15 protein-coding genes are annotated in these 17,912 nt (G+C 68.4%); 9 read left to right on the top strand and 6 right to left on the bottom strand.

Annotation, left to right across the window (positions count from 1 at the left end; all coding sequences use genetic code 11):
• Positions 1-49 precede the first annotated feature (49 nt).
• From ML539_RS11065 to ML539_RS11035, 7 genes are all read left to right on the top strand, one after another.
• The gene (locus tag ML539_RS11065) at positions 50-1,354 is read left to right on the top strand and encodes a cation:dicarboxylase symporter family transporter (RefSeq protein WP_243323852.1); all 1,305 of its coding nucleotides are present in this window, start codon (positions 50-52) and stop codon (positions 1,352-1,354) included.
• Positions 1,355-1,462: 108 nt separating this feature from the next.
• A complete protein-coding gene (gene serA, locus ML539_RS11060) occupies positions 1,463-3,058 on the top strand; it encodes a phosphoglycerate dehydrogenase (protein WP_243323850.1) in 1,596 nt (531 codons plus the stop codon).
• 122 nt (positions 3,059-3,180) lie between these two features.
• Positions 3,181-3,828, top strand: a complete 648-nt coding sequence (locus ML539_RS11055) for an HAD family hydrolase (protein WP_243323843.1) — start codon at positions 3,181-3,183, stop codon at positions 3,826-3,828.
• Between the two features lie 100 nt (positions 3,829-3,928).
• Positions 3,929-4,429, top strand: coding sequence for a cyclic pyranopterin monophosphate synthase MoaC (moaC, locus tag ML539_RS11050; RefSeq protein ID WP_243323842.1), 501 nt, complete (start codon positions 3,929-3,931; stop codon positions 4,427-4,429).
• Between the two features lie 159 nt (positions 4,430-4,588).
• On the top strand, positions 4,589-5,665 hold the full coding sequence (locus ML539_RS11045; protein WP_243323840.1) for a M23 family metallopeptidase: 1,077 nt from the start codon (positions 4,589-4,591) through the stop codon (positions 5,663-5,665).
• 146 nt (positions 5,666-5,811) lie between these two features.
• On the top strand, positions 5,812-7,746 hold the full coding sequence (locus ML539_RS11040) for a hypothetical protein (RefSeq protein ID WP_243323838.1): 1,935 nt from the start codon (positions 5,812-5,814) through the stop codon (positions 7,744-7,746).
• A gap of 20 nt (positions 7,747-7,766) precedes the next feature.
• Positions 7,767-8,582 carry a purine-nucleoside phosphorylase gene (locus tag ML539_RS11035; RefSeq protein ID WP_243323836.1) on the top strand — a complete coding sequence of 272 codons (816 nt, stop codon included), beginning with the start codon at positions 7,767-7,769 and terminating at the stop codon, positions 8,580-8,582.
• Between the two features lie 202 nt (positions 8,583-8,784).
• Here ML539_RS11035 and acs read toward each other — a convergent pair whose 3' ends face one another.
• Positions 8,785-10,731: an acetate--CoA ligase gene (gene acs / locus ML539_RS11030; protein ID WP_243323834.1), complete on the bottom strand. Its 1,947-nt coding sequence runs from the start codon at positions 10,729-10,731 to the stop codon at positions 8,785-8,787.
• Between the two features lie 285 nt (positions 10,732-11,016).
• Positions 11,017-12,678, bottom strand: coding sequence for an MFS transporter (locus tag ML539_RS11025; RefSeq protein WP_243323833.1), 1,662 nt, complete (start codon positions 12,676-12,678; stop codon positions 11,017-11,019).
• Between the two features lie 534 nt (positions 12,679-13,212).
• Here ML539_RS11025 and ML539_RS11020 point away from each other — a divergent pair.
• Together ML539_RS11020 and ML539_RS11015 are read left to right on the top strand one after the other, a co-directional pair.
• Positions 13,213-13,953 carry a metallophosphoesterase family protein gene (locus ML539_RS11020; RefSeq protein ID WP_243323831.1) on the top strand — a complete coding sequence of 247 codons (741 nt, stop codon included), beginning with the start codon at positions 13,213-13,215 and terminating at the stop codon, positions 13,951-13,953.
• Positions 13,954-13,955: 2 nt separating this feature from the next.
• On the top strand, positions 13,956-15,413 hold the full coding sequence (locus tag ML539_RS11015; protein ID WP_243323830.1) for a bifunctional serine/threonine-protein kinase/universal stress protein: 1,458 nt from the start codon (positions 13,956-13,958) through the stop codon (positions 15,411-15,413).
• 57 nt (positions 15,414-15,470) lie between these two features.
• Here ML539_RS11015 and rplQ read toward each other — a convergent pair whose 3' ends face one another.
• The 4 genes from rplQ to rpsK are packed head-to-tail and all read right to left on the bottom strand — an operon-like array spanning position 15,471 to position 17,909.
• The gene (gene rplQ, locus ML539_RS11010; protein ID WP_243288421.1) at positions 15,471-15,863 is read right to left on the bottom strand and encodes a 50S ribosomal protein L17; all 393 of its coding nucleotides are present in this window, start codon (positions 15,861-15,863) and stop codon (positions 15,471-15,473) included.
• 9 nt (positions 15,864-15,872) lie between these two features.
• Complete coding sequence (locus tag ML539_RS11005; protein WP_243288422.1) at positions 15,873-16,844, bottom strand: DNA-directed RNA polymerase subunit alpha; 972 nt, start codon at positions 16,842-16,844, stop codon at positions 15,873-15,875.
• Positions 16,845-16,853: 9 nt separating this feature from the next.
• On the bottom strand, positions 16,854-17,486 hold the full coding sequence (gene rpsD, locus ML539_RS11000) for a 30S ribosomal protein S4 (RefSeq protein WP_243323823.1): 633 nt from the start codon (positions 17,484-17,486) through the stop codon (positions 16,854-16,856).
• 15 nt (positions 17,487-17,501) lie between these two features.
• Positions 17,502-17,909 carry a 30S ribosomal protein S11 gene (gene rpsK / locus ML539_RS10995; protein ID WP_026852731.1) on the bottom strand — a complete coding sequence of 136 codons (408 nt, stop codon included), beginning with the start codon at positions 17,907-17,909 and terminating at the stop codon, positions 17,502-17,504.
• Positions 17,910-17,912: the final 3 nt, after the last annotated feature.

Raw genomic sequence — 17,912 nt, 5'->3', positions numbered from 1 at the left:
CTGTCACAGGAACCCCATGCCAAACTGGCTTTTCCCCCATGAGGTTTCTGTGACCGTCAAACGACCCTGGTACCGCTCCAGCACCTTCTGGATCTTCATGGGCCTGATCCTGGGCGTGATCCTGGGCGGCTCCCTGCCCCAGGACCAGTACCCCTGGGCCTACGACACCTTCCGCTTCCTCTCCAAGGCCTTCATCAGCCTCATCAAGGGCCTCATCGTCCCGCTGCTGATCTCCACCATCATCGTGGGCATCGCCCAGACCGGCGACATCCGGGCCGTGGGCCGCATGGGCGCCAAGGCCCTCCTCTATTTCGAGGTCATTACCACCCTGGCCCTCTTCATCGGGCTCTTCGTGGCCAACTGGCTGCAGCCCGGGGCCCACCTGCCCATGGACATGGGCGCCCACACGGCCGTGGCCGCTGCCAAGGCCAAGACCGGCTGGGAGATCGCCCTCCACATGTTCCCGTCGAACCTCATCCAGCACGCGGCGGACGGAGACATTCTGCCGGTGGTGATCTTCGCGACGATCTTCGGCATCGCCCTCACCAAGGTGGGCGAGCGGGGGCAGCCGGTGCTGGCCTTCTTCGATGGCGTGGCCCAGACCATGTTCAAGTACACGGACTTCGTCATGACCCTCACGCCCCTGGGGGTATTTGGCGCCATGGCCTACAACGTGAGCCACATGGCCGCCGGCCACACGGTGAACGGCACCCTCATCAAGGGCTGGCCCGCCGTCTTCCACCTGCTCAAGCAGTACAGCCTGCTGGTGGGCAGCCTCTACCTGGCCCTGACGCTGCTGTTCGTGCTGGTCTTCGCGCCGGTGGCCTGGATGGCGGGGGTGCGCATCCTGGGCTTCGTGAAGGCCATCAAGGATCCGGCGCTCACGGCCTTCAGCACCGCCAGCAGCGAGGCGGCCCTGCCCAAGCTGCTCGAGGAGGTGGTGCGCTTCGGCGTACCGCGCCAGGTGGCCAGCTTCGTCATCCCCACGGGCTACAGCTTCAACCTGGACGGCTCCACCCTCTACCTGGTGCTGGCCAGCCTCACCATCGCCCAGGCGGCGGGCATCCACATGAGCCTGGGCCAGCAGCTGCTCATGGTCTTCACCTTCATGCTCACCAGCAAGGGCGTGGCGGGCGTGCCGAGGGCGACGCTGGTGATCATCGCCGGCACCTGCGGCAGCTTCGGCCTGCCGGGCGAGGCGGGCATCGCCATGCTGCTGGCCGTGGACGAGATCATGGACATGGCCCGCACCACGGTGAACGTCATCGGCAACGGACTGGCCAGCGTGGTGGTGGCCCGGTGGGAGGGCGTCTTCGGCACGGACCCGGAGCTGCTGCCGGACCAGGAGGCCTGATCATCGTCTACCGGGAGTAGGCGCCCGATTCCTTGTCTTGAAAGCCTTTCGCCGGTACCCTGGTGGATTCCCAATGCGGCGCTGCATCAGGATCCGACCGGGGGCTCCATGAAGATCATCGTGACCGACGAGGTGACCGGCGAAGGCCTAGCCCTGCTCCAGCGCGACCCGCGCGTCACGCTCGACGTGAAGCTGGGGCTCTCCCGGGAGGCGCTGCACGCCTGCATCGGTGGCTACGACGCCATCATCACCCGCAGCGGCACCACGGTGGACAAGGCCCTGCTGGACGCCGCCACGAACCTGAAGATCGTCGCCCGGGCCGGCGTGGGCATCGACAACGTGGACGTGGACTACGCCAGCTCCAAGGGCGTCATCGTGGTGAACGCGCCCTTCGGCAACACCAACAGCGCCGCCGAGCACACCCTGGCCCTGCTGCTCTCCGCCTGCCGCCACGTGCCGGCGGCGGACGCCAGCCTCAAGGCCGGGGAATGGAAGCGGGCCAAGTTCACGGGCGTGGAGCTGAAGGGCAAGACCGCCGGCGTCATCGGCCTGGGCAAGGTGGGCGGCCGGGTGGCCACGCGGCTGAAGGCCTTCGAGTGCGAGGTGCTGGGCTGCGATCCCTACGTCAGCGCCAAGCGGGGCCAGGACCTGGGCGTGCGCCTCACGGACCTGGACGAGCTCTGCCGCACCTGCGACATCCTCACCGTGCACACGCCCCTGAACGACGAGACCCGCGGCATGATCGGCCCGGACCAGCTGGCCCTGATGAAGGAGGGCGTCATCCTCCTCAACGTGGCCCGGGGGGGCATCCTGGACGAGCCCTCCCTGCTGGCGGCCCTGGAGTCGGGCAAGGTGGCCCTGGCGGCCGTGGACGTGTGGTCCGAGGAGCCGCCCAAGTCCGAGGTGCTCAAGCGCCTCATCGGCCACGAGAAGGTGGTGGTCACGCCCCACCTGGGCGCCAACACCCAGGAGGCCCAGGTGAACGTGGCCATCGACGTGTCCCGGGAGATCCTCAACTACCTGGACCGGACGCCCCTGGAGAACGCCGTGAACCTGCCGCGCTTCGATCCGGCCGTGATGGACCAGATGCGGCCCTACTTCAAGCTCGTGGCCGTGCTCAGCGAGTTCGGCCTCCAGCTGGTGAAGGGCAGCCTGGACCGCGTCACCTTCGGCTTCTCCGGCGCCATCGCCCACCACGACTGCTCGCCCCTCACCGTGAGCGGCCTGGCCGCCCTGCTGGACCGGGCCACGGACCAGCCCGTGAACATGGTCAACGCCAACCTGGTGGCCGAGCGCATGGGCCTGGTGGTGGAGGAGCGCAAGTCCACCGACGGCGGCGCCTTCTCGAACCTGGTGACCCTCACCCTGGAGGGCAGCGGCAAGACCCGCGTGCTGTCGGGCACCCTCTTCGAAGGCACCCCCCGCATCGTCCGCCTGCGGGACTACGCCATGGACTTCATGCCCGAGGAGCACATGCTCCTCCTGAGCTACCTGGACCGCCCGGGCATGATCGGCCGGATCGGCACGCTGCTCGGCCAGCACGACGTCAACATCGCCTTCATGAACCTGGGCCGCCGCGAGAAGAAGGGCGAGGCCATGGTGGTGCTCTCGGTGGACTCGCCGGTGCCGCCCGCCGTGGTCGCCGAGCTCCAGCAGGCCACGGAGGCCACCTTCGTCCGGGCCCTGCACCTGCCCTCGGCATAATGCTGTCCGGGGGGGGACCGCCTGCTCGCTGACGCTCGCGATGTCCCCCCCGGAGCCCCCCACCGCATGGCAGGGCCAAGCCCTGCCATGCGGTCTGCCATCATGAAAGTAGGGAGGCCTCTTTGAAACTCATCGCCTGGGACTTCGACGGCACGCTGGTGGACAGCCGCCCCCTCATCGAGGCCGGCATGGCCCACGCCCTGGACGCCCTGGGCCAGCCCCGCTCGGTCATGCACGAATGGCTGAAGTACGTGGGCCTGCCCGTGGAGGCGGGCATCCGCAACACCTTCGGCCCCCTGGGCCTGGACTACGACACGGTGCTCAAGGCCTACCGCAGCTTCGGCCACGCGGAGCACGAGCACCTGATGCAGCCCTTCGAGGGCATCCCCGAGCTGCTGGAGGAGCTGCGGGGGCGCGGCCAGCGCATGGCGGTGGCCACCTCCAAGCGCCGGGTCCCCCTGCTGCGCCAGATGGCCCGCTGGGGCTGGGAGGCCTGGTTCGACCCCATCATCACCCCCGACGAGGTCACCCATGGCAAGCCCCACCCCGAGAGCCTGGAGAAGATGCAGGCCCTGACCGGCCTGGCCCCGGAGGAGATCCTCATGGTGGGCGACACCCCCTTCGACCTGGACATGGCCCGGGATGCCGGCGTGCCCAGCGTGGCCGTGGGCCACGGCTTCTACTCCCAGGAGGCCCTGGCCGCCTGCGGCCCCCGGGCCTACGCGCCGGACACGGCGGCGCTGCGGGACATCCTCCTGGCCTATCTATGATCCGGGGGGGACCGCCTGCTCACGTCGTTCGCGATGTCCCCCCGGACCCCCGGGCCTTCAGCAGGCCGAGCCTGCTGAAAGCCCCCACTTCGGAGACCTCATGGCCAAGCTGACCCACCTGGATCCCGAAGGCCGCCCCAAGATGGTGGACGTGTCGGCCAAGGCCGTGACGCGGCGCATGGCCGTGGCCGCGGGCTACCTGGAGCTGGACGCGCCCGCGGCCGAGGCCCTGTCGAAGGGCGGCGGTCCCAAGGGCGATCCCTGGTCCGTGGCGCGGATCGGGGCGGTGGGCGGCGTGAAGCGGGCCTCGGACCTGATCCCCCTGGCCCACCCCCTGGCCATTGAGGCCGTGGATGTGGTCCACCACTGGGATCCGGACCTGCGGCGGGCCTGGCTCCGGGTGGCCGTGAGCTGCGAGGGGCGGACCGGCATCGAGATGGAGGCCCTGGCCGGCGTGACGGTGGGCCTGCTGGTGCTCTACGACATGCTCAAGGCCGTGAGCCACGGCATGGCCATCGGGCCGGCCCGTCTCCTCCGCAAGGAGGGGGGGCGGCGGGGCACCGTGACCCTGCCCTGGGAAGGGTGCCCCTGGGCGCCCTGAGCCTGCCACGCCAGTTGGAAAACATTTGCATATGCAAGGTTCCAGGACCCCGCTAGGATTGGGGACTGGACTGTTCCTTATTCCATCGCGACCGGGGTCACGACCCCCCCAAGGAGGCCTAGCGAAGCAGGCTTTTCCGTTCCAGCCGGGAGTTTTTTCATGCGTCATGCCGTCTTGACCCTTGTTCTCGCGTCCCTCAGCCTCGGCCTCCAGGCCGCCCCGAAGCGGACCTCCAAGAAGACCTCCTCCAGGCCCGCCGATGATGGTGCCGTCCACATCGTGCGCAAAGGCGAGACCGCCGCTGCCATCGCCCGCGCCCATGGCCTGAGCCTGGCCGACCTGGCCGCCCTGAACCCCGGACGGAAGCTGTCCAAGCTGTCCCTGGGCGCCCGCCTGAAGGTGCGCGCGTCCAAGCCATCGGCGCTCTCGGCGCGCGCCGCGGCCGCGGATGCGGACGAAGCGCCCGTCCAGGCCCTCCCGGCCGTGCCCCGGCCCGCCCTCGCCGCCCTGCCCGCGCCCGCCGTCGTGCCTCCGGCTCCCATGCCCCACCTGGAGCGTCTGCTGCCCTACCAGGTCCGCGCCGTGACCCCCGAGGCCCGGACTGGCGCGACCTCCGGCCACCTCGAGGCGCACCTGCCTCCCGACAACCCCTCCCAGCTCCTGGCCCGGATGCAGCCGGTCATGCCGCCGGTCAGCGAGGCCGAGCTGAACGCCCTGCTGCCCACCTTCACGCCGGCCGACCCGGGCCATCTCGACCTGCTCTGGCCCGTGGAGACCCGGACCATCAGCTCCGCCTGGGGCCCCCGCATGCGCACCAAGACCGTGCGGGTGAAGAACCAGCGCAAGAAGCGGGTCCGCTACAAGGGCCGGCACCGCGGCATCGACCTCAACGCCCCCGCCGGCACGGCCGTCTTCGCGGCCATGGACGGGCAGGTGGTGATGGCCGGGAAGCACAGGCAGTACGGCAATTTCGTGGTGGTGGATCACGGGAACGGCGTGGCCACCCTCTACGCCCACCACCAGCTGAACCTGGTCCATGAGGGGGACATCGTCCGCCGGGGCCAGAAGATCGCCGAGGTGGGCCGCACGGGCAACGCCACGGGTCCGCACCTCCACTTCGAGCTCAAGATCGATGGCGTCCAGCGGAATCCCCTGCCGGTCCTCAACGACGAGGAAGAGGTCTCCGCCGACCTCGCCGCCCAGAACGCCCTGCTGGGGACCGGCGCCAAGCGCTGATCCGCGACTCCCATCAGGGAGGTGCCAGGCACGCTGAACCTCCGCGCCACCCGCGGCACTGGAAGGAAGCGCCCCACCGTGTCCCGGCGCGGGACCGGCCGCGGACGCCATGCTAGACTTGATCCTTTCGCCGTTCTGAGGTGGTCATGCCGTTGTACCGAGCTACCCTTCGGGCCCTGGGGGCCGTTGTGCTTCTGGCCTCGGCGCTGGCCTGCGGGGGGAAGAAGAGCGGGGATACCGCCGCCGCCGCCACCACCATCACCGTCTCGGGCACCGTCACCTACAGCCGGGTGCCCCTTGCCACGGACGCTAATGGCGTGCCCACCGGACTGGTGGACAGCACCGTGGCGGCGAACCTCAAGTCGATGCCCGCCCGGTACGCCAAGATCCGGGTCTACCAGCGCAACGACCAGCTCAACCCCGACGGGGTGACCAAGTCCACCTCCTGGATCCTGGTCTCATCCAAGGATGATTCGACCTACACCGACGCCAATGGGGCCTACGCCGTGACGGTGGCCAAGGACAAGCCCCTGATGGTCGAGCTCCTGAGCTCCTTCGACGGGGGCGGAACCCCGGTGAACCTGATCGGCGACCCGGCCGGCATCAACAGCACCGTCCCCCAGTCCACCCGCCTCCGCTACGCGATGCGCAAGGCCGTGGATGGCACCGCCCCCTCGGGAGACCCGACACCCTCGGCCCTCCCGGCCGGAAACAGCGTCGTCGACTTCACGGTCGGGCTCTCGGACGCCTGGTGGCTGGTCGATCCGACCCTGATCTCCGGCTACCTCATGGGTCCCGAAGGGGCCCACCCCATCCTTGAGACCAGCCTGTCCGGCAGGACCACGGGCACCGGAAGCCGTGTCCTCGCCATCGGCGACACCGTCGCCAGCTACCGGAACACCTTCGGGACGGCCACCCCGGGCGGCGTCCTCGACCTCCACTATGCTCCGGGCGTATCGGAACCCCGCGGCTCCTTCGTGGAATTCGACCATTCCGTCTACCCCCTGGCCTTCGACTACCTCCGCCAGACCTTCCACTATTTCGGATCCATCCAGGGCGGCCCGACCAACGACGATGCGTGGGACGAAGGCGTCATCCTGCCCCTGATCGCCCGCGGCGCCCTCTACGCCAGCGGATCCGGCCGGACCTTCTCCATCCCCCGGGCCCCCCTGTTCCCTGTCGGCGCGGCCCTCGCGGACCTGAGTCCGGACATGGCGCGCATCGAAGGCCTGGCCGGGGCCATGGCCGCCGATGTCCTGAAGTCCCCCTACCTGGCGGACACCCAGGGCACCGGCCTGGCCGCGCCTGCCGTCGACATCCGGGACCTGAGCACGCTGACCTCCGCCCAGCTCACCCCCTACGCCGCCCCCGCCCTCCGCGCCCTCGCCTGGGAGATCATCCTCAAGGCCAACAGCCTCACCAGCCCGGGGACGTCCACCGATTGGGCCAAGATCGATCCCCTGGCCGCGGCCCGGCTCTTCCTGGCCCCCGGCAGGACGAACTCTGACGGGCTCCGGGATTCAGAACCGCTCAACATCTACTCCCAGGTCGCCCGGCTCAAGGAGTCCAAGACCGCGGCCGAACCGGTCGATCTCGCAGCGATCTTCACGGACTCGACCCTGGGCGCCCTCACGACTCCCTTCGGCATGCCGTGGCCGCGGCCCACCACGGGGCCCCTGGCTTCCTTCGTGGTGAACTGGGGCACGGATCCCAATGCGCTCACCACCCCGCTGGCCCCCTTCACCCTCAGCATGGCCAAGGCCGTCCAGGTGGGGGGCAGCTATCCGAACCAGTCCGAAGGCGAAGTGTTCTACAGCGGCTTCAACCTCAGCGCCGACCGGCGCTACGTGATCGGCGTGAGCATCTCCCCGGCCCTGGCGGCCGGAAGCGAGGTGGATCTGGACCTGCCCTACATCGACCGGAGCTTCGCCTTCACCGGCGCCGGCGGAACCACGGATGTCGTCACCCTCCCCGCCTACCGGACCCCTCCGGCCTACCATCCGGTGCGGGTGCGGCTGAAGAGCCCGGGCGCCATCCAGCCCGACGTGATCGTGACCGTGAGCTTCACGCCCAGCCTCTAGTCCTCCGCCCAGGAGACGCCATGACCGCCGCTTCCGCCCTCCAGGCCCTGCAGGCCCGGGCACCCTTCGTCCCGGATCTCGCCATCGTCCTGGGTTCAGGCCTGGGCGCCCTGGCGGAAAGCCCCGAGGCGAAGGCCGGCGTGGCCGTCCCCTTCACGGACCTCCCGGGCTTCCCGGCCCCCACGGTGGCCGGCCACGGCGGCAAGCTGGTCTTCTGCGAGTTCGAGGGCCGGAAGATCGTCCTCCAGGCGGGGCGCTTCCACTTCTACGAGGGCCATCCCATGCCCCTCGTGGTCACGCCCATGCGCCTCTACGGGCGACTCGGTGCGAAGGCCGTGCTGCTCACCAACGCCGCCGGCGCCCTCAACCCGGCCTTCGGCGTGGGCGATCTGATGGCCCTGACGGACCACATCAACCTCTTCGGCACGAACCCCCTCATCGGCCCCAATGTGGAGCCCGGTCCGCGCTTCCCGGACATGACCGCCGTCTACGACCCGGCCTTCCGGGCCCACCTCGCCACCTGTGCCGCCCGCCTGGGCCAGACCCTTCGCCAGGGCGTGTACCTGGGCCTGACGGGCCCCAGCTACGAGACCCCCGCGGAGATCCGGGCCTTCCGGGTGATGGGCGCCGACGCCGTGGGCATGAGCACCGTGCCCGAAGCCATCGTGGCCCGGCACGAAGGCATGCGCGTGGCGGGAATCTCCTGCCTCTGCAACATGGCCGCCGGCATCCTGCCCCAGCCCCTCACCCACCAGGAAGTGCTGGAGGCCGGCGCCGCCGCCGCGGGCCGCTTCGAGGCGCTGGTGCGGGCGTTCGCGAAAGATCTGCCGCTGTAGTGGCCTAGAACCCAGCCCCCTGTTAAGGGAACGAAGAAGCCCGGCTTTGCCGGGCTTCTTCGCGGGGGCTTGGGAAGAGGCTCCGTCTCCACGAGCCGTCAGGCGAGTGCGAGTCACGCCCCGCGTGGCGTCAGGCGGAGGCGCGCAGCGAGCCCTGAGCTCCCTGCCACGCACGCGTGGCAGGGAGAACCCCCGGATGGCATCAATTCTGACTTTTCTGGTGTTCCTCCACGAGCCGGTTGACCACGTCGGGCTCGGCCAGGGTGGAGATGTCGCCCATGCCGTCGTACTCGCTGGAGGCGATCTTGCGGAGGATGCGCCGCATGATCTTGCCGCTGCGGGTCTTGGGCAGGCCCGAGGCGATGTGGATGACGTCGGGCGCGGCGAAGGCGCCGATGACCTGCCGCACCTGCTCCTTGAGGGCGCCGACGAGCTGCTGGTTGTCGGCGAAGCCGTTGTTGAGCAGCACGTAGCAGTAGATGCCCTGGCCCTTGATGGGATGCGGGTAGCCCACCACCGCGGCTTCCGCCACGGCCTCGTGGGCCACGAGCGCACTCTCCACCTCGGCGGTGCCGAGGCGGTGCCCGCTGACATTGATCACGTCATCGATGCGGCCGGTGATCCAGTAGTAGCCGTCCTCGTCCCGCCGGGCGCCGTCCCCGGTGAAGTAGTAGCCGGGATACTGGGTGAAGTAGGTCTCGCGGAACCGCTTGTGGTCACCGTGGACCGTCCGGGCCTGGCCGGGCCAGGGGGCGCCCAGGCAGAGGGCTCCCTCCACGCCGTTGCCCTCGATGGGCACGCCCGTGGAGGGATCCACGATGACGGGCTTCACGCCGAAGAACGGCAGGGTTGCCGAGCCGGGCTTGGTGGGGGTGACGCCGGGCAGGGGGGTGATGAGGATGCCGCCGGTCTCGGTCTGCCACCAGGTGTCCACCACCGTACAGCGGCCCTCGCCCACCACGTCGTGGTACCAGCGCCAGACCTCCGGGTTGATGGGCTCGCCCACGGTGCCGAGGATGCGCAGCGACTTGCGGCTGTACTTGTGGATCCAGCTGTCGCCCGCCTGGGCCAGGGCGCGCAGGGCCGTGGGGGCCGTGTAGAGGATGTTCACGCCCAGGTCGTCCACCACCTGCCAGTAGCGGCCCGCGTCCGGATAGAGCGGCGTGGACTCGAAGATCACCGTGGTGGCGCCATTGGCCAGGGGGCCGTAGACGATGTAGCTGTGCCCCGTGACCCAGCCGATGTCCGCGGCGCACAGGTAGATGTCGTCCGGGTGGTAGTCGAAGACCAGCTTGTGGGTGAAGGCCGCGTAGGTGAGGTAGCCCCCGGTGGTGTGCAGCAGGCCCTTGGGCTTCCCGGTGCTGCCGGAGGTGTAGAGGATGAAGAGGGGGTCCTCGGCGCCCATCCATTCGTTGGTGCAGGTGGAGCGCTGCCTCGCGGCCTCCTCGTCCAGCCACAGGTCCCGGCCGGGCTGCATGGGCACGTCGCTGTCCGTGCGCCGGGCCACCAGGACCGTCTCTACCAGGGACATGCCCTCGATGGCGCGGTCCACGGTCTTCTTGAGGGGGACCTTCTTCCCGCCGCGCAGCCCCTCGTTGGCGGTCACCACGACCTTGCAGCGGGCATCCACGATGCGATCCCGCAGGGATTCCGCCGAGAACCCGCCGAAGACCACGGAATGCACCGCGCCGATGCGGGCGCAGGCGAGCATGGTGTAGACCAGCTCGGGGATCATGGTCATGTAGACGCAGACCCGGTCGCCCTTCTTCACGCCGTGGGAGAGGAGGACGTTCGCCACGCGGGCCACGTGGTGCTTGAGGTCGCGGTAGGTAATGTGGGTGTAGACGCCGGGCTCGTCCTGGGCCCAGATGATGGCGTCCTTGTCGCCCAGGTGCGGCAGGTGGCGATCCACGCAGTTGAAGCAGGCGTTGAGGCGCCCGCCCAGGAACCAGGAGAAGTCCACCTCGTTGTAGTCCGCGTCGAAGACGGACTGCCAGGGATGGAACCAGGTGAGGGACTTGGCCTGCTCGCCCCAGAACCACTCCGGGTTGTCCAGGGAAAGTCGGTACAGGCGGTGGTACTCCTCCATGGTCTTGATGTGAGCCCGCTCCCGGATGTGGGGCTTCACGGGGTAGAGGTCTTCGGACATGGGTCGGCTCCGTGCCAGAGGGTGAGATGAAGGCGGGAATTGGCGGAGGAGCGTGTGGATGCCGGTGGAGGCCTGGATCTCCACGCAGGTCCGTCAGGCTGTGAAAGACACTGGAAGGGGGGAGGAGGCGATCATTCTCCGGCCCGCCCCGCCCCTTGTCCAGCACTCGTTACCTCGGGTAGAGCCTCCAGTCAGGTGCCCAGAACCCAAGAGGTGGGGTCGGGCGAAGTCCCCTCCGCCCGACCCCTTCTGCCTTCCCGACGGCCCAGCCGCCGGGAAGTCCGATCAATGCTGGTAGGTGGTGATGTCGCGGTCCTTGGTCTCCTTCAGGAAGAGGGCCCCGATCACCACGGTCATGAGGGCCACGACGACGGGATACCAAAGCCCGAAGTAGATGTTGCCCTTCAGGGCCACGATGGCCGTGGCGATGAGGGGCAGCATGCCGCCGAACCAGCCGTTGCCGATGTGGTAGGGCAGCGACATGGAGGTGTAGCGGATGTTCGTGGGGAAGAGCTCCACCAGGAAGGCGGCGATGGGCCCGTAGACCATGGTCACGTAGATGAGGAAGACAAACAGGATCAGGAGGGTCATGGGGTAGTTGACCTTGGACTTGTCGGCTTCCTTGGGATAGCCGAGGTCGTTCAGGGCCTTCTTGAGGGCGCCTTCCGAGGCTGTGCTCCAGCCTTCCACGCGGGTGGTGGTGACCTCGCCCGTGGTGGCGTTCCTGCCCTGGATGGTGGCGACCACCATCTTGCCGGCCTCAGGCGCCACCTTGGTGAAGTTGAGGCCCTGCTTGCCGAAGAAGTCGTTCACGCGGTCCAGCTCTGTGAACTTGCTCCAGGGGCCGACGAAGAGGTTGAAGGTCTCGTCCTTGGGGTTGCCGGCCACCGTGATCACGGTGCTGTTCTGGAAGGTCTCCAGGGCCGGGTTCACGTAGTGCGTCAGCTGCTTGAACAGGGGGAAGAAGGTGAGGGCGGCGATGAGGCAGCCCGCCAGGATGATCTTCAGGCGGCCGATCTTGTCCGACAGCCAGCCGAAGAAGATGAAGAAGGGCGTGCCGAGCAGCAGCGACGCGCCGATGAGCATGTAGGTGGTCTGGTAGTCCAGCTTCAGCGTGATCTGCATGAAGAAGAGCGCGTAGAACTGGCCCGTGTACCACACCACACCCTGGCCCGCGGTGGCGCCGAGGAGGGCGAGCAGCGCGTACTTGTTGTTGGGGTATTTCAGGAAGCTGTCGCTGAGGGGGGCCTTGGAGGTCTTGCCTTCCGCCTTCATCTTGGTGAAGATCGGCGACTCGTGCAGCTTCAGGCGGATCCAGACGGACACGCCGAGCAGGATGATGGACACGAGGAAGGGGATGCGCCAGCCCCAGTTGGCGAAGGCTTCCTTGGTCATGGTGCCGCGGCAGGCCATGATGACCCCGAGGCAGAGGAAGAAGCCCACGGTGGCCGTGGTCTGGATCCAGCTCGTGTTGTAGCCGCGCCGGTCGTGGGCGGAGTGTTCCGCCACGTAGGTTGCGGCGCCGCCGTACTCACCGCCAAGGGCCAGGCCCTGCAGGAGGCGCAGCGTGACCATGATGATGGGCGCCAGCCAACCCACCGTCTCGAAGGTGGGCAGAAGGCCCACGCCGAAGGTGGAGAGGCCCATGACCATGATGGTCACGAGGAACGTGTACTTCCGCCCGATCAGGTCGCCGATGCGCCCGAACACCAGGGCGCCGAAGGGGCGGACCAGGAAGCCCGCCGCGTAGGCGGCGAAGGCGGACAGCAGGGCGGCCGTATCGTTCCCCTTCGGGAAGAAGAGGTGCGCGAAGAACGGCGCCAGCGTGGCGTAGAGGTAGAAGTCGTACCACTCGAACACCGTCCCCACGGATGAGGCGACGATCACCATGCGTTCTTCCTTGGTGAGCGGGGTCTTGGTGGCGATTTGCTCGGTTGCGATTGCCATGTTGTGTTGCCTCCTTGAAAGTTCCTTCGGTTGAAGCTGGGCGTTCAGTGGTCCTTCTCGTGGTCGAGCCGGATGGCAGCTCAGGTGCGGAACCTTTCGAAATCCCCTTTCGTGAGGCCGGTCTGAGCCGGGATGGTGGTCTGAGTACGCCTGGATGGCTCCAGGCCCGAAAGCGACGGATCGTTATGGGGTTCGCGGTGGACATGCCCCGCGGAACAGGTTGGATTGGGTTGGCTGACCACTAGCTAACGCACTCCTTTCCTCCGGGTCAAGCAAGTCCATGTCCGGAGACCGATATTTTTTAGGCTGGAAAATTTGCCGTAAGTCCGGCCTTAAGGTGACCTTGTGATCGTCTTCAAACCACGCGGCGTGCGGGGGAAGACATCAGTCGCGACCCTGCCGACAGGGGTTGTCAGATTCCGCGCCTCCGCACCTCGGCGCCGCGGCACGGACCCGCGGGGCGAGAGAACCGGACTCTGACGCGTCCAAGCCCCTATCATGGTTCCTGACCCTCTATTCCTTCCGGATGCCCCCATGCGCCTCGCCCTTCTGGCGGATATCCATGCCAACCGGCTCGCGCTGGAGGCCTGCCTGGAGCACGCCCAGGCGCGCGGCGCGGAGCGGCTCGTCTTTCTCGGCGACTACGTGGGCTACGGTGCGCAGCCGAACGAGGTGCTGGAGCGCATCCAGGCCGAGGTGAGCCGGGGCGCCATCGCGGTGGCGGGCAACCATGATCAGGCCGTGGCCGATGAGCAGGAATCGATGACCACGGACGCCGAGACCGCCATGGCCTGGACCCGCGGCCAGCTCGGCCGCGAGGCCCGGGAGTTCCTGGCCAGCCTTCCCCTGCGCTTCGAGGACGGCCCCCGCCTCTACGTGCACGCCAGCCCGCAGACCTACCCCCCGTGGCTCTACATCCGCGAGGGCCGCGATGCACGCCGGGCGCTGGAAGCCAGCCGGGCCCAGATGGTCTTCTGCGGGCACACGCATGTTCCCGCCCTGCACGGCATCACCGCCACGGGCCAGCTGGTCTCCTTCAAGCCCGTCCCCGCCGTGCCCATCCCCCTGCCGATCCACCGCCGCTGGCTGACCGTGGTCGGCTCGGTGGGCCAGCCCCGCGACGGCCATCCGGGGGCGGCCTACGCCATGCTGGACACGGCCTCGTCCGAGCTCACCCATTTCCGGGTGGCCTACGATATCCAAGCCACTGCGACCTCCATCCTGCAAGCGGGCCTCCCGCGCGCCCTTGCAGCCCGTCTCCGGAAAGGGTTCTGACCATGCCGCAGACGGCCATCGCCCCCGGAACCAACCTCGACGGTTTCCTCGTTGGGGAGCGGATCCACCAGGGCGGCATGGCCTCGCTCTGGACCGCGTCCCATCCCGGGTTCGACTTCCCCCTGCTGGTCAAGGCGCCCGTGCTTTCGGAAGGCACGGATCCCGCCGCCATCGTCGGTTTCGAGATGGAGCAGATGATCCTTCCCCGCCTATCGGGCCCGCACGTGCCCCGGTTCATCGCCACGGGGTCCACCGGCTTCCAGCCCTACCTGGTGATGGAGCGGATCCCCGGTCCCAGCCTCCTGCCCATGCTGACCCGGCTCCCCCTGGCCTGCCCGGAGGTGGCGGCCCTGGGCGCCCGCATCGCCACGGCGCTGGACGACCTGCATCGCCAGCGGGTGGTCCACCTGGATGTGAAGCCCTCCAACCTCCTCACGCGGCCCACCGGGGAGATGGTGCTCATCGACTATGGGCTGTCCCACCACGAGGAGCTGCCCGACCTGATGGGCGAGGAGTTCCGCCTTCCCTACGGCACGGCGCCCTACATGGCCCCGGAGCAGGTGCTCGGCCTGCGCCGCGACCCTCGCAGCGACCAGTTCGCCCTGGGGGTGCTCCTGTACTTCTTCCTCACGGGGGTGCGGCCCTTCGGTGACCCCCAGCGCCTCTCCGGCCTGAAGCGACGGATCTGGCGCGATCCGGTGCCGCCCCGCCGCCTCCGCCCGGACTGCCCGCCCTGGCTCCAGGAAATCATCCTGCGCTGCCTGGAGGTGCACCCCGCCTGGCGGTATCCCACCGCGGCCCACCTGGCCCTGGCCCTCCGCCATCCGGATCAGGTGAAGCTCACGGCGCGCTCGGAGAAGCTCCGGCAGGACCCTTTCACCACCGTGCTCCGGCGCCGCTTCGCCGATCGCGAGCTGGCGCTTCCCGGGGGGAAGACGCCCAGCCGGAGCGACGGCGATGCGCCGATTCTCGCCGTGGCCGTCGATCTCTCCCCGGAGGCGGCGCCCATCGCCGGCATCCTGCGCAGCATGGTGGCCCACATGCTCCCGGCCCTTCCCGGCGCGCGGGTGGCCTGCCTGAACGTATTCAAGCTGGGGCGGATCACCCTGGACGAGCAGGTGGACGCCGAAGGCCGGAACCGCCACCTGCAGCGGCTCGTGGAGCTGCGCCACTGGGCGGAGCCCCTGGGCCTCGAAGAGGGGCGGATCAGCTTCCACGTCCTGCAGTCGCCGGACCCCGCGGGGGCCATCCTCCAGTACGTGAACGCCAACCACGTGGACCACGTGGTCATCGGCGCCCGCGCCAGCTCCCTGCGGCGGACGCTCCTCGGCAGCGTGTCCAGCCAGGTCGCCGCGCAGGCGCCCTGCACCGTGACGGTGGTGCGGGCCCGGCGGCTGCGGGGGGCCGACTTCAAGGACGAACCCGAGGACAAGGGCGAGGGCACCTGGACCGTGGGCTGAGGCCGTACATGGGAACGCCCCGGCGGGCCGGGGCGTTCCCATGGCTGCGGCAGAATCCTACTCGGCGTCCTCGGCCTTCGGCTCGGGGAGGGTGTAGTCCACGAACTCGATGAGGGCCATGTCGGCCGCGTCGCCGAGGCGATGGGCCATCTTGAGGATGCGGGTGTAGCCGCCGGGACGGCTCTCGAACCGCTTGCGGAAGTCGGCGCCGAAGAGCTTCTGCACGGCGTCCTTGCTCCCGAGGCGGGCCATCGCCAGGCGGCGGTTGGCGACCGAATCGGTCTTCGCGAGGGTGATGAAGGGTTCCACGAAGCTGCGAAGCTCCTTGGCCTTCACCAGGGTGGTCTCGATGCGCTCGCTCTGGATCAGGGCGGTCGCGAGGTTCTTCATGAGGGCCTTGCGCTGGTTGGTGGTGCGGCCCAGGCGCTTGCCGGAAACGTTGTGACGCATGGGGGCTCCTTACACTTCCTGCTCGAGCCGCATGCCGAGGGAGAGGCCGATGCGAGCGAGCTCGTCCTTGATCTCCTGGAGCGACTTCTTGCCGAAGTTCTTGGTTTTCATCAGTTCAGCCTCGGTCCGCTGGACCAGCTCGCCGATGGTGGTGATGTTGGCGTTGCGGAGGCAGTTGTTGGCGCGGACGGAGAGCTCGAGCTCCTCGACGGACTTGCCCAGCCAGGTGTTGGCGGCTTCGGCTCCGAGGGTCGCAGCCCCCATCTCCATCTCGGTGAAGTCCTCGTCCTGGCGGGCGAACACGAGGAAGTGGTCGCGCAGGATGAGGGCCGCGTCGGACACGGCTTCCTTGGGGTTGACGGCGCCGTTGGTCCAGACCTGGAGCGTGAGCTTCTCGTAGTCGGTGCTCTGGCCCACGCGAGCGGGTTCGACGATGTAGTTCACACGGATGATGGGGCTGTGGTTGGCATCCATGGGGATGAAACCCAGGCCCAGGCTCTCGTCGTGGTTGTGGTCCGCGGTCACGAACCCGCGGCCCAGACGCACCACCATCTCGATCTCCAGCTCGCCCTCTTCACCCAGGGTGGCGATGTGGATGTTGGGATCCACGACCTCCACGTTCTGGTTGCAGCGGATGGCGGCCGAGGTCACCGTGCCCTCGCCCTTGGCGGAGATGGTCACCGTCTGGGGCTCGGGGCTGTGCAGCTTGAACGGCACTTCCTTGAGGTTCAGGAGGACATGGGTGATGTCCTCCCAGACGCCCGGAAGGGTGGTGAACTCGTGCATGACGCCCTTGATGCGGACGTTGGTGACAGCCGCCCCCTGGATGCTGCTGAGCAGCACCCGGCGGAGGCTGTGCCCCACGGTCGTGGCGAAACCACGCTCGAAGGGGTAGGCCACGAATTCTCCGTAGGAGTCCGTGAGGGACCCGGGGGTCACCTCCGCGAATCGCGGCCTCTGGAAATCGCTGAGGTTCAGCATCCTGCCCCCTTACTTGGAATACAGTTCAACGATCAGCTGCTCGTTGATGTCCAGGGTGATGTCCTCGCGGGTCGGCGCGGCGAGCACCTGGCCCTTGAAGGCGGCGGCGTCCAGGGAAAGCCACTTGGGAATGCCACGGCCGGTGGAGGTTTCGACGGAGGTCTTGACGCCGTCGTTCTCGCGGGCGCGCTTGCCCAGCTCCACCGCCTGGCCAGGCTTGACCTGGAAGGAGGGGATGTCCACCCGCTTGCCGTTGACCAGCACGTGGCCGTGCATGACCATCTGGCGCGCGGCGGTGCGGCTGGGCGCGAAGCCCAGGCGGTAGACCACGTTGTCCAGGCGGCTCTCGAGGAACCCGAGCAGGTTGTGGCCGGTGACGCCCTTCTTGGCGTCGGCCTTCTCGAAGTAGTGGCGGAACTGCTTTTCGAGCACACCGTAGATGCGCTTCACCTTCTGCTTCTCGCGGAGCTGCAGGGCGTAGCCGGTGGGCTTCTTGATCTTCCCCGCGCCGTGCTGGCCGGGGATCTTGCCCTTGCGGGTCTCGAAGGAGCACTTCTCCTTGAAGCAGCGCTCGCCCTTGAGATAAAGCTTCATGCCCTCGCGGCGGCAGAGGCGGCAAACGGCGTCTGTGTAACGTGCCATGTCTCTCCTCCTCTCTTAAACCCGGCGCCGCTTGGGCGGCCGGCAGCCGTTGTGGGGGATGGGGGTGACGTCGCGGATGCTGGTCACCTGGATGCCGGCGGCGTTGAGGGCGCGGATGGCGCTCTCACGGCCCGCACCGGGGCCCTTGACGCGGACGTCCACCGAGCGGACGCCCTGCTCCTTGGCGGCCTCGGCGCAGACGCCGGCGGCCACCTGGGCTGCGAAGGGCGTGCCCTTGCGGGTGCCGCGGAAGTTCTGGTTGCCGCTGGAAGCCCAGCAGAGCATGTTCCCCATCGGATCGGAGATGGAGATGATGGTGTTGTTGAAGGACGCCTGGACGTGAGCCACGCCGTGGGGGACGTTCTTCTTTTCCTTCTTCTTGACCACCTTCTTGCCGGCGGTCCGGGTCTGAGTCTTGGCCATGGT

The sequence above is a fragment of the Geothrix sp. SG200 genome (assembly GCF_022808935.1).
Classification (GTDB): Bacteria; Acidobacteriota; Holophagae; order Holophagales; family Holophagaceae; genus Geothrix; species Geothrix alkalitolerans.
Note: the sequence above shows the minus strand (reverse complement) of the source record. Positions and strands in the feature narration are given on the sequence as shown.

Excerpts from the sequence above, each read along its gene's own strand:
- ML539_RS11025 (WP_243323833.1), bottom strand. The coding sequence starts at position 12,678 with ATGGCAATCGCAACCGAGCAAATCGCCACCAAGACCCCGCTCACCAAG.
- ML539_RS11005 (WP_243288422.1), bottom strand. The coding sequence starts at position 16,844 with ATGCTGAACCTCAGCGATTTCCAGAGGCCGCGATTCGCGGAGGTGACC.
- acs (WP_243323834.1), bottom strand. The coding sequence starts at position 10,731 with ATGTCCGAAGACCTCTACCCCGTGAAGCCCCACATCCGGGAGCGGGCT.
- ML539_RS11015 (WP_243323830.1), top strand. The coding sequence starts at position 13,956 with ATGCCGCAGACGGCCATCGCCCCCGGAACCAACCTCGACGGTTTCCTC.
- rpsD (WP_243323823.1), bottom strand. The coding sequence starts at position 17,486 with ATGGCACGTTACACAGACGCCGTTTGCCGCCTCTGCCGCCGCGAGGGC.
- rpsK (WP_026852731.1), bottom strand. The coding sequence starts at position 17,909 with ATGGCCAAGACTCAGACCCGGACCGCCGGCAAGAAGGTGGTCAAGAAG.
- ML539_RS11040 (WP_243323838.1), top strand. The coding sequence starts at position 5,812 with ATGCCGTTGTACCGAGCTACCCTTCGGGCCCTGGGGGCCGTTGTGCTT.
- ML539_RS11020 (WP_243323831.1), top strand. The coding sequence starts at position 13,213 with ATGCGCCTCGCCCTTCTGGCGGATATCCATGCCAACCGGCTCGCGCTG.
- moaC (WP_243323842.1), top strand. The coding sequence starts at position 3,929 with ATGGCCAAGCTGACCCACCTGGATCCCGAAGGCCGCCCCAAGATGGTG.
- rplQ (WP_243288421.1), bottom strand. The coding sequence starts at position 15,863 with ATGCGTCACAACGTTTCCGGCAAGCGCCTGGGCCGCACCACCAACCAG.
- ML539_RS11045 (WP_243323840.1), top strand. The coding sequence starts at position 4,589 with ATGCGTCATGCCGTCTTGACCCTTGTTCTCGCGTCCCTCAGCCTCGGC.
- ML539_RS11035 (WP_243323836.1), top strand. The coding sequence starts at position 7,767 with ATGACCGCCGCTTCCGCCCTCCAGGCCCTGCAGGCCCGGGCACCCTTC.
- serA (WP_243323850.1), top strand. The coding sequence starts at position 1,463 with ATGAAGATCATCGTGACCGACGAGGTGACCGGCGAAGGCCTAGCCCTG.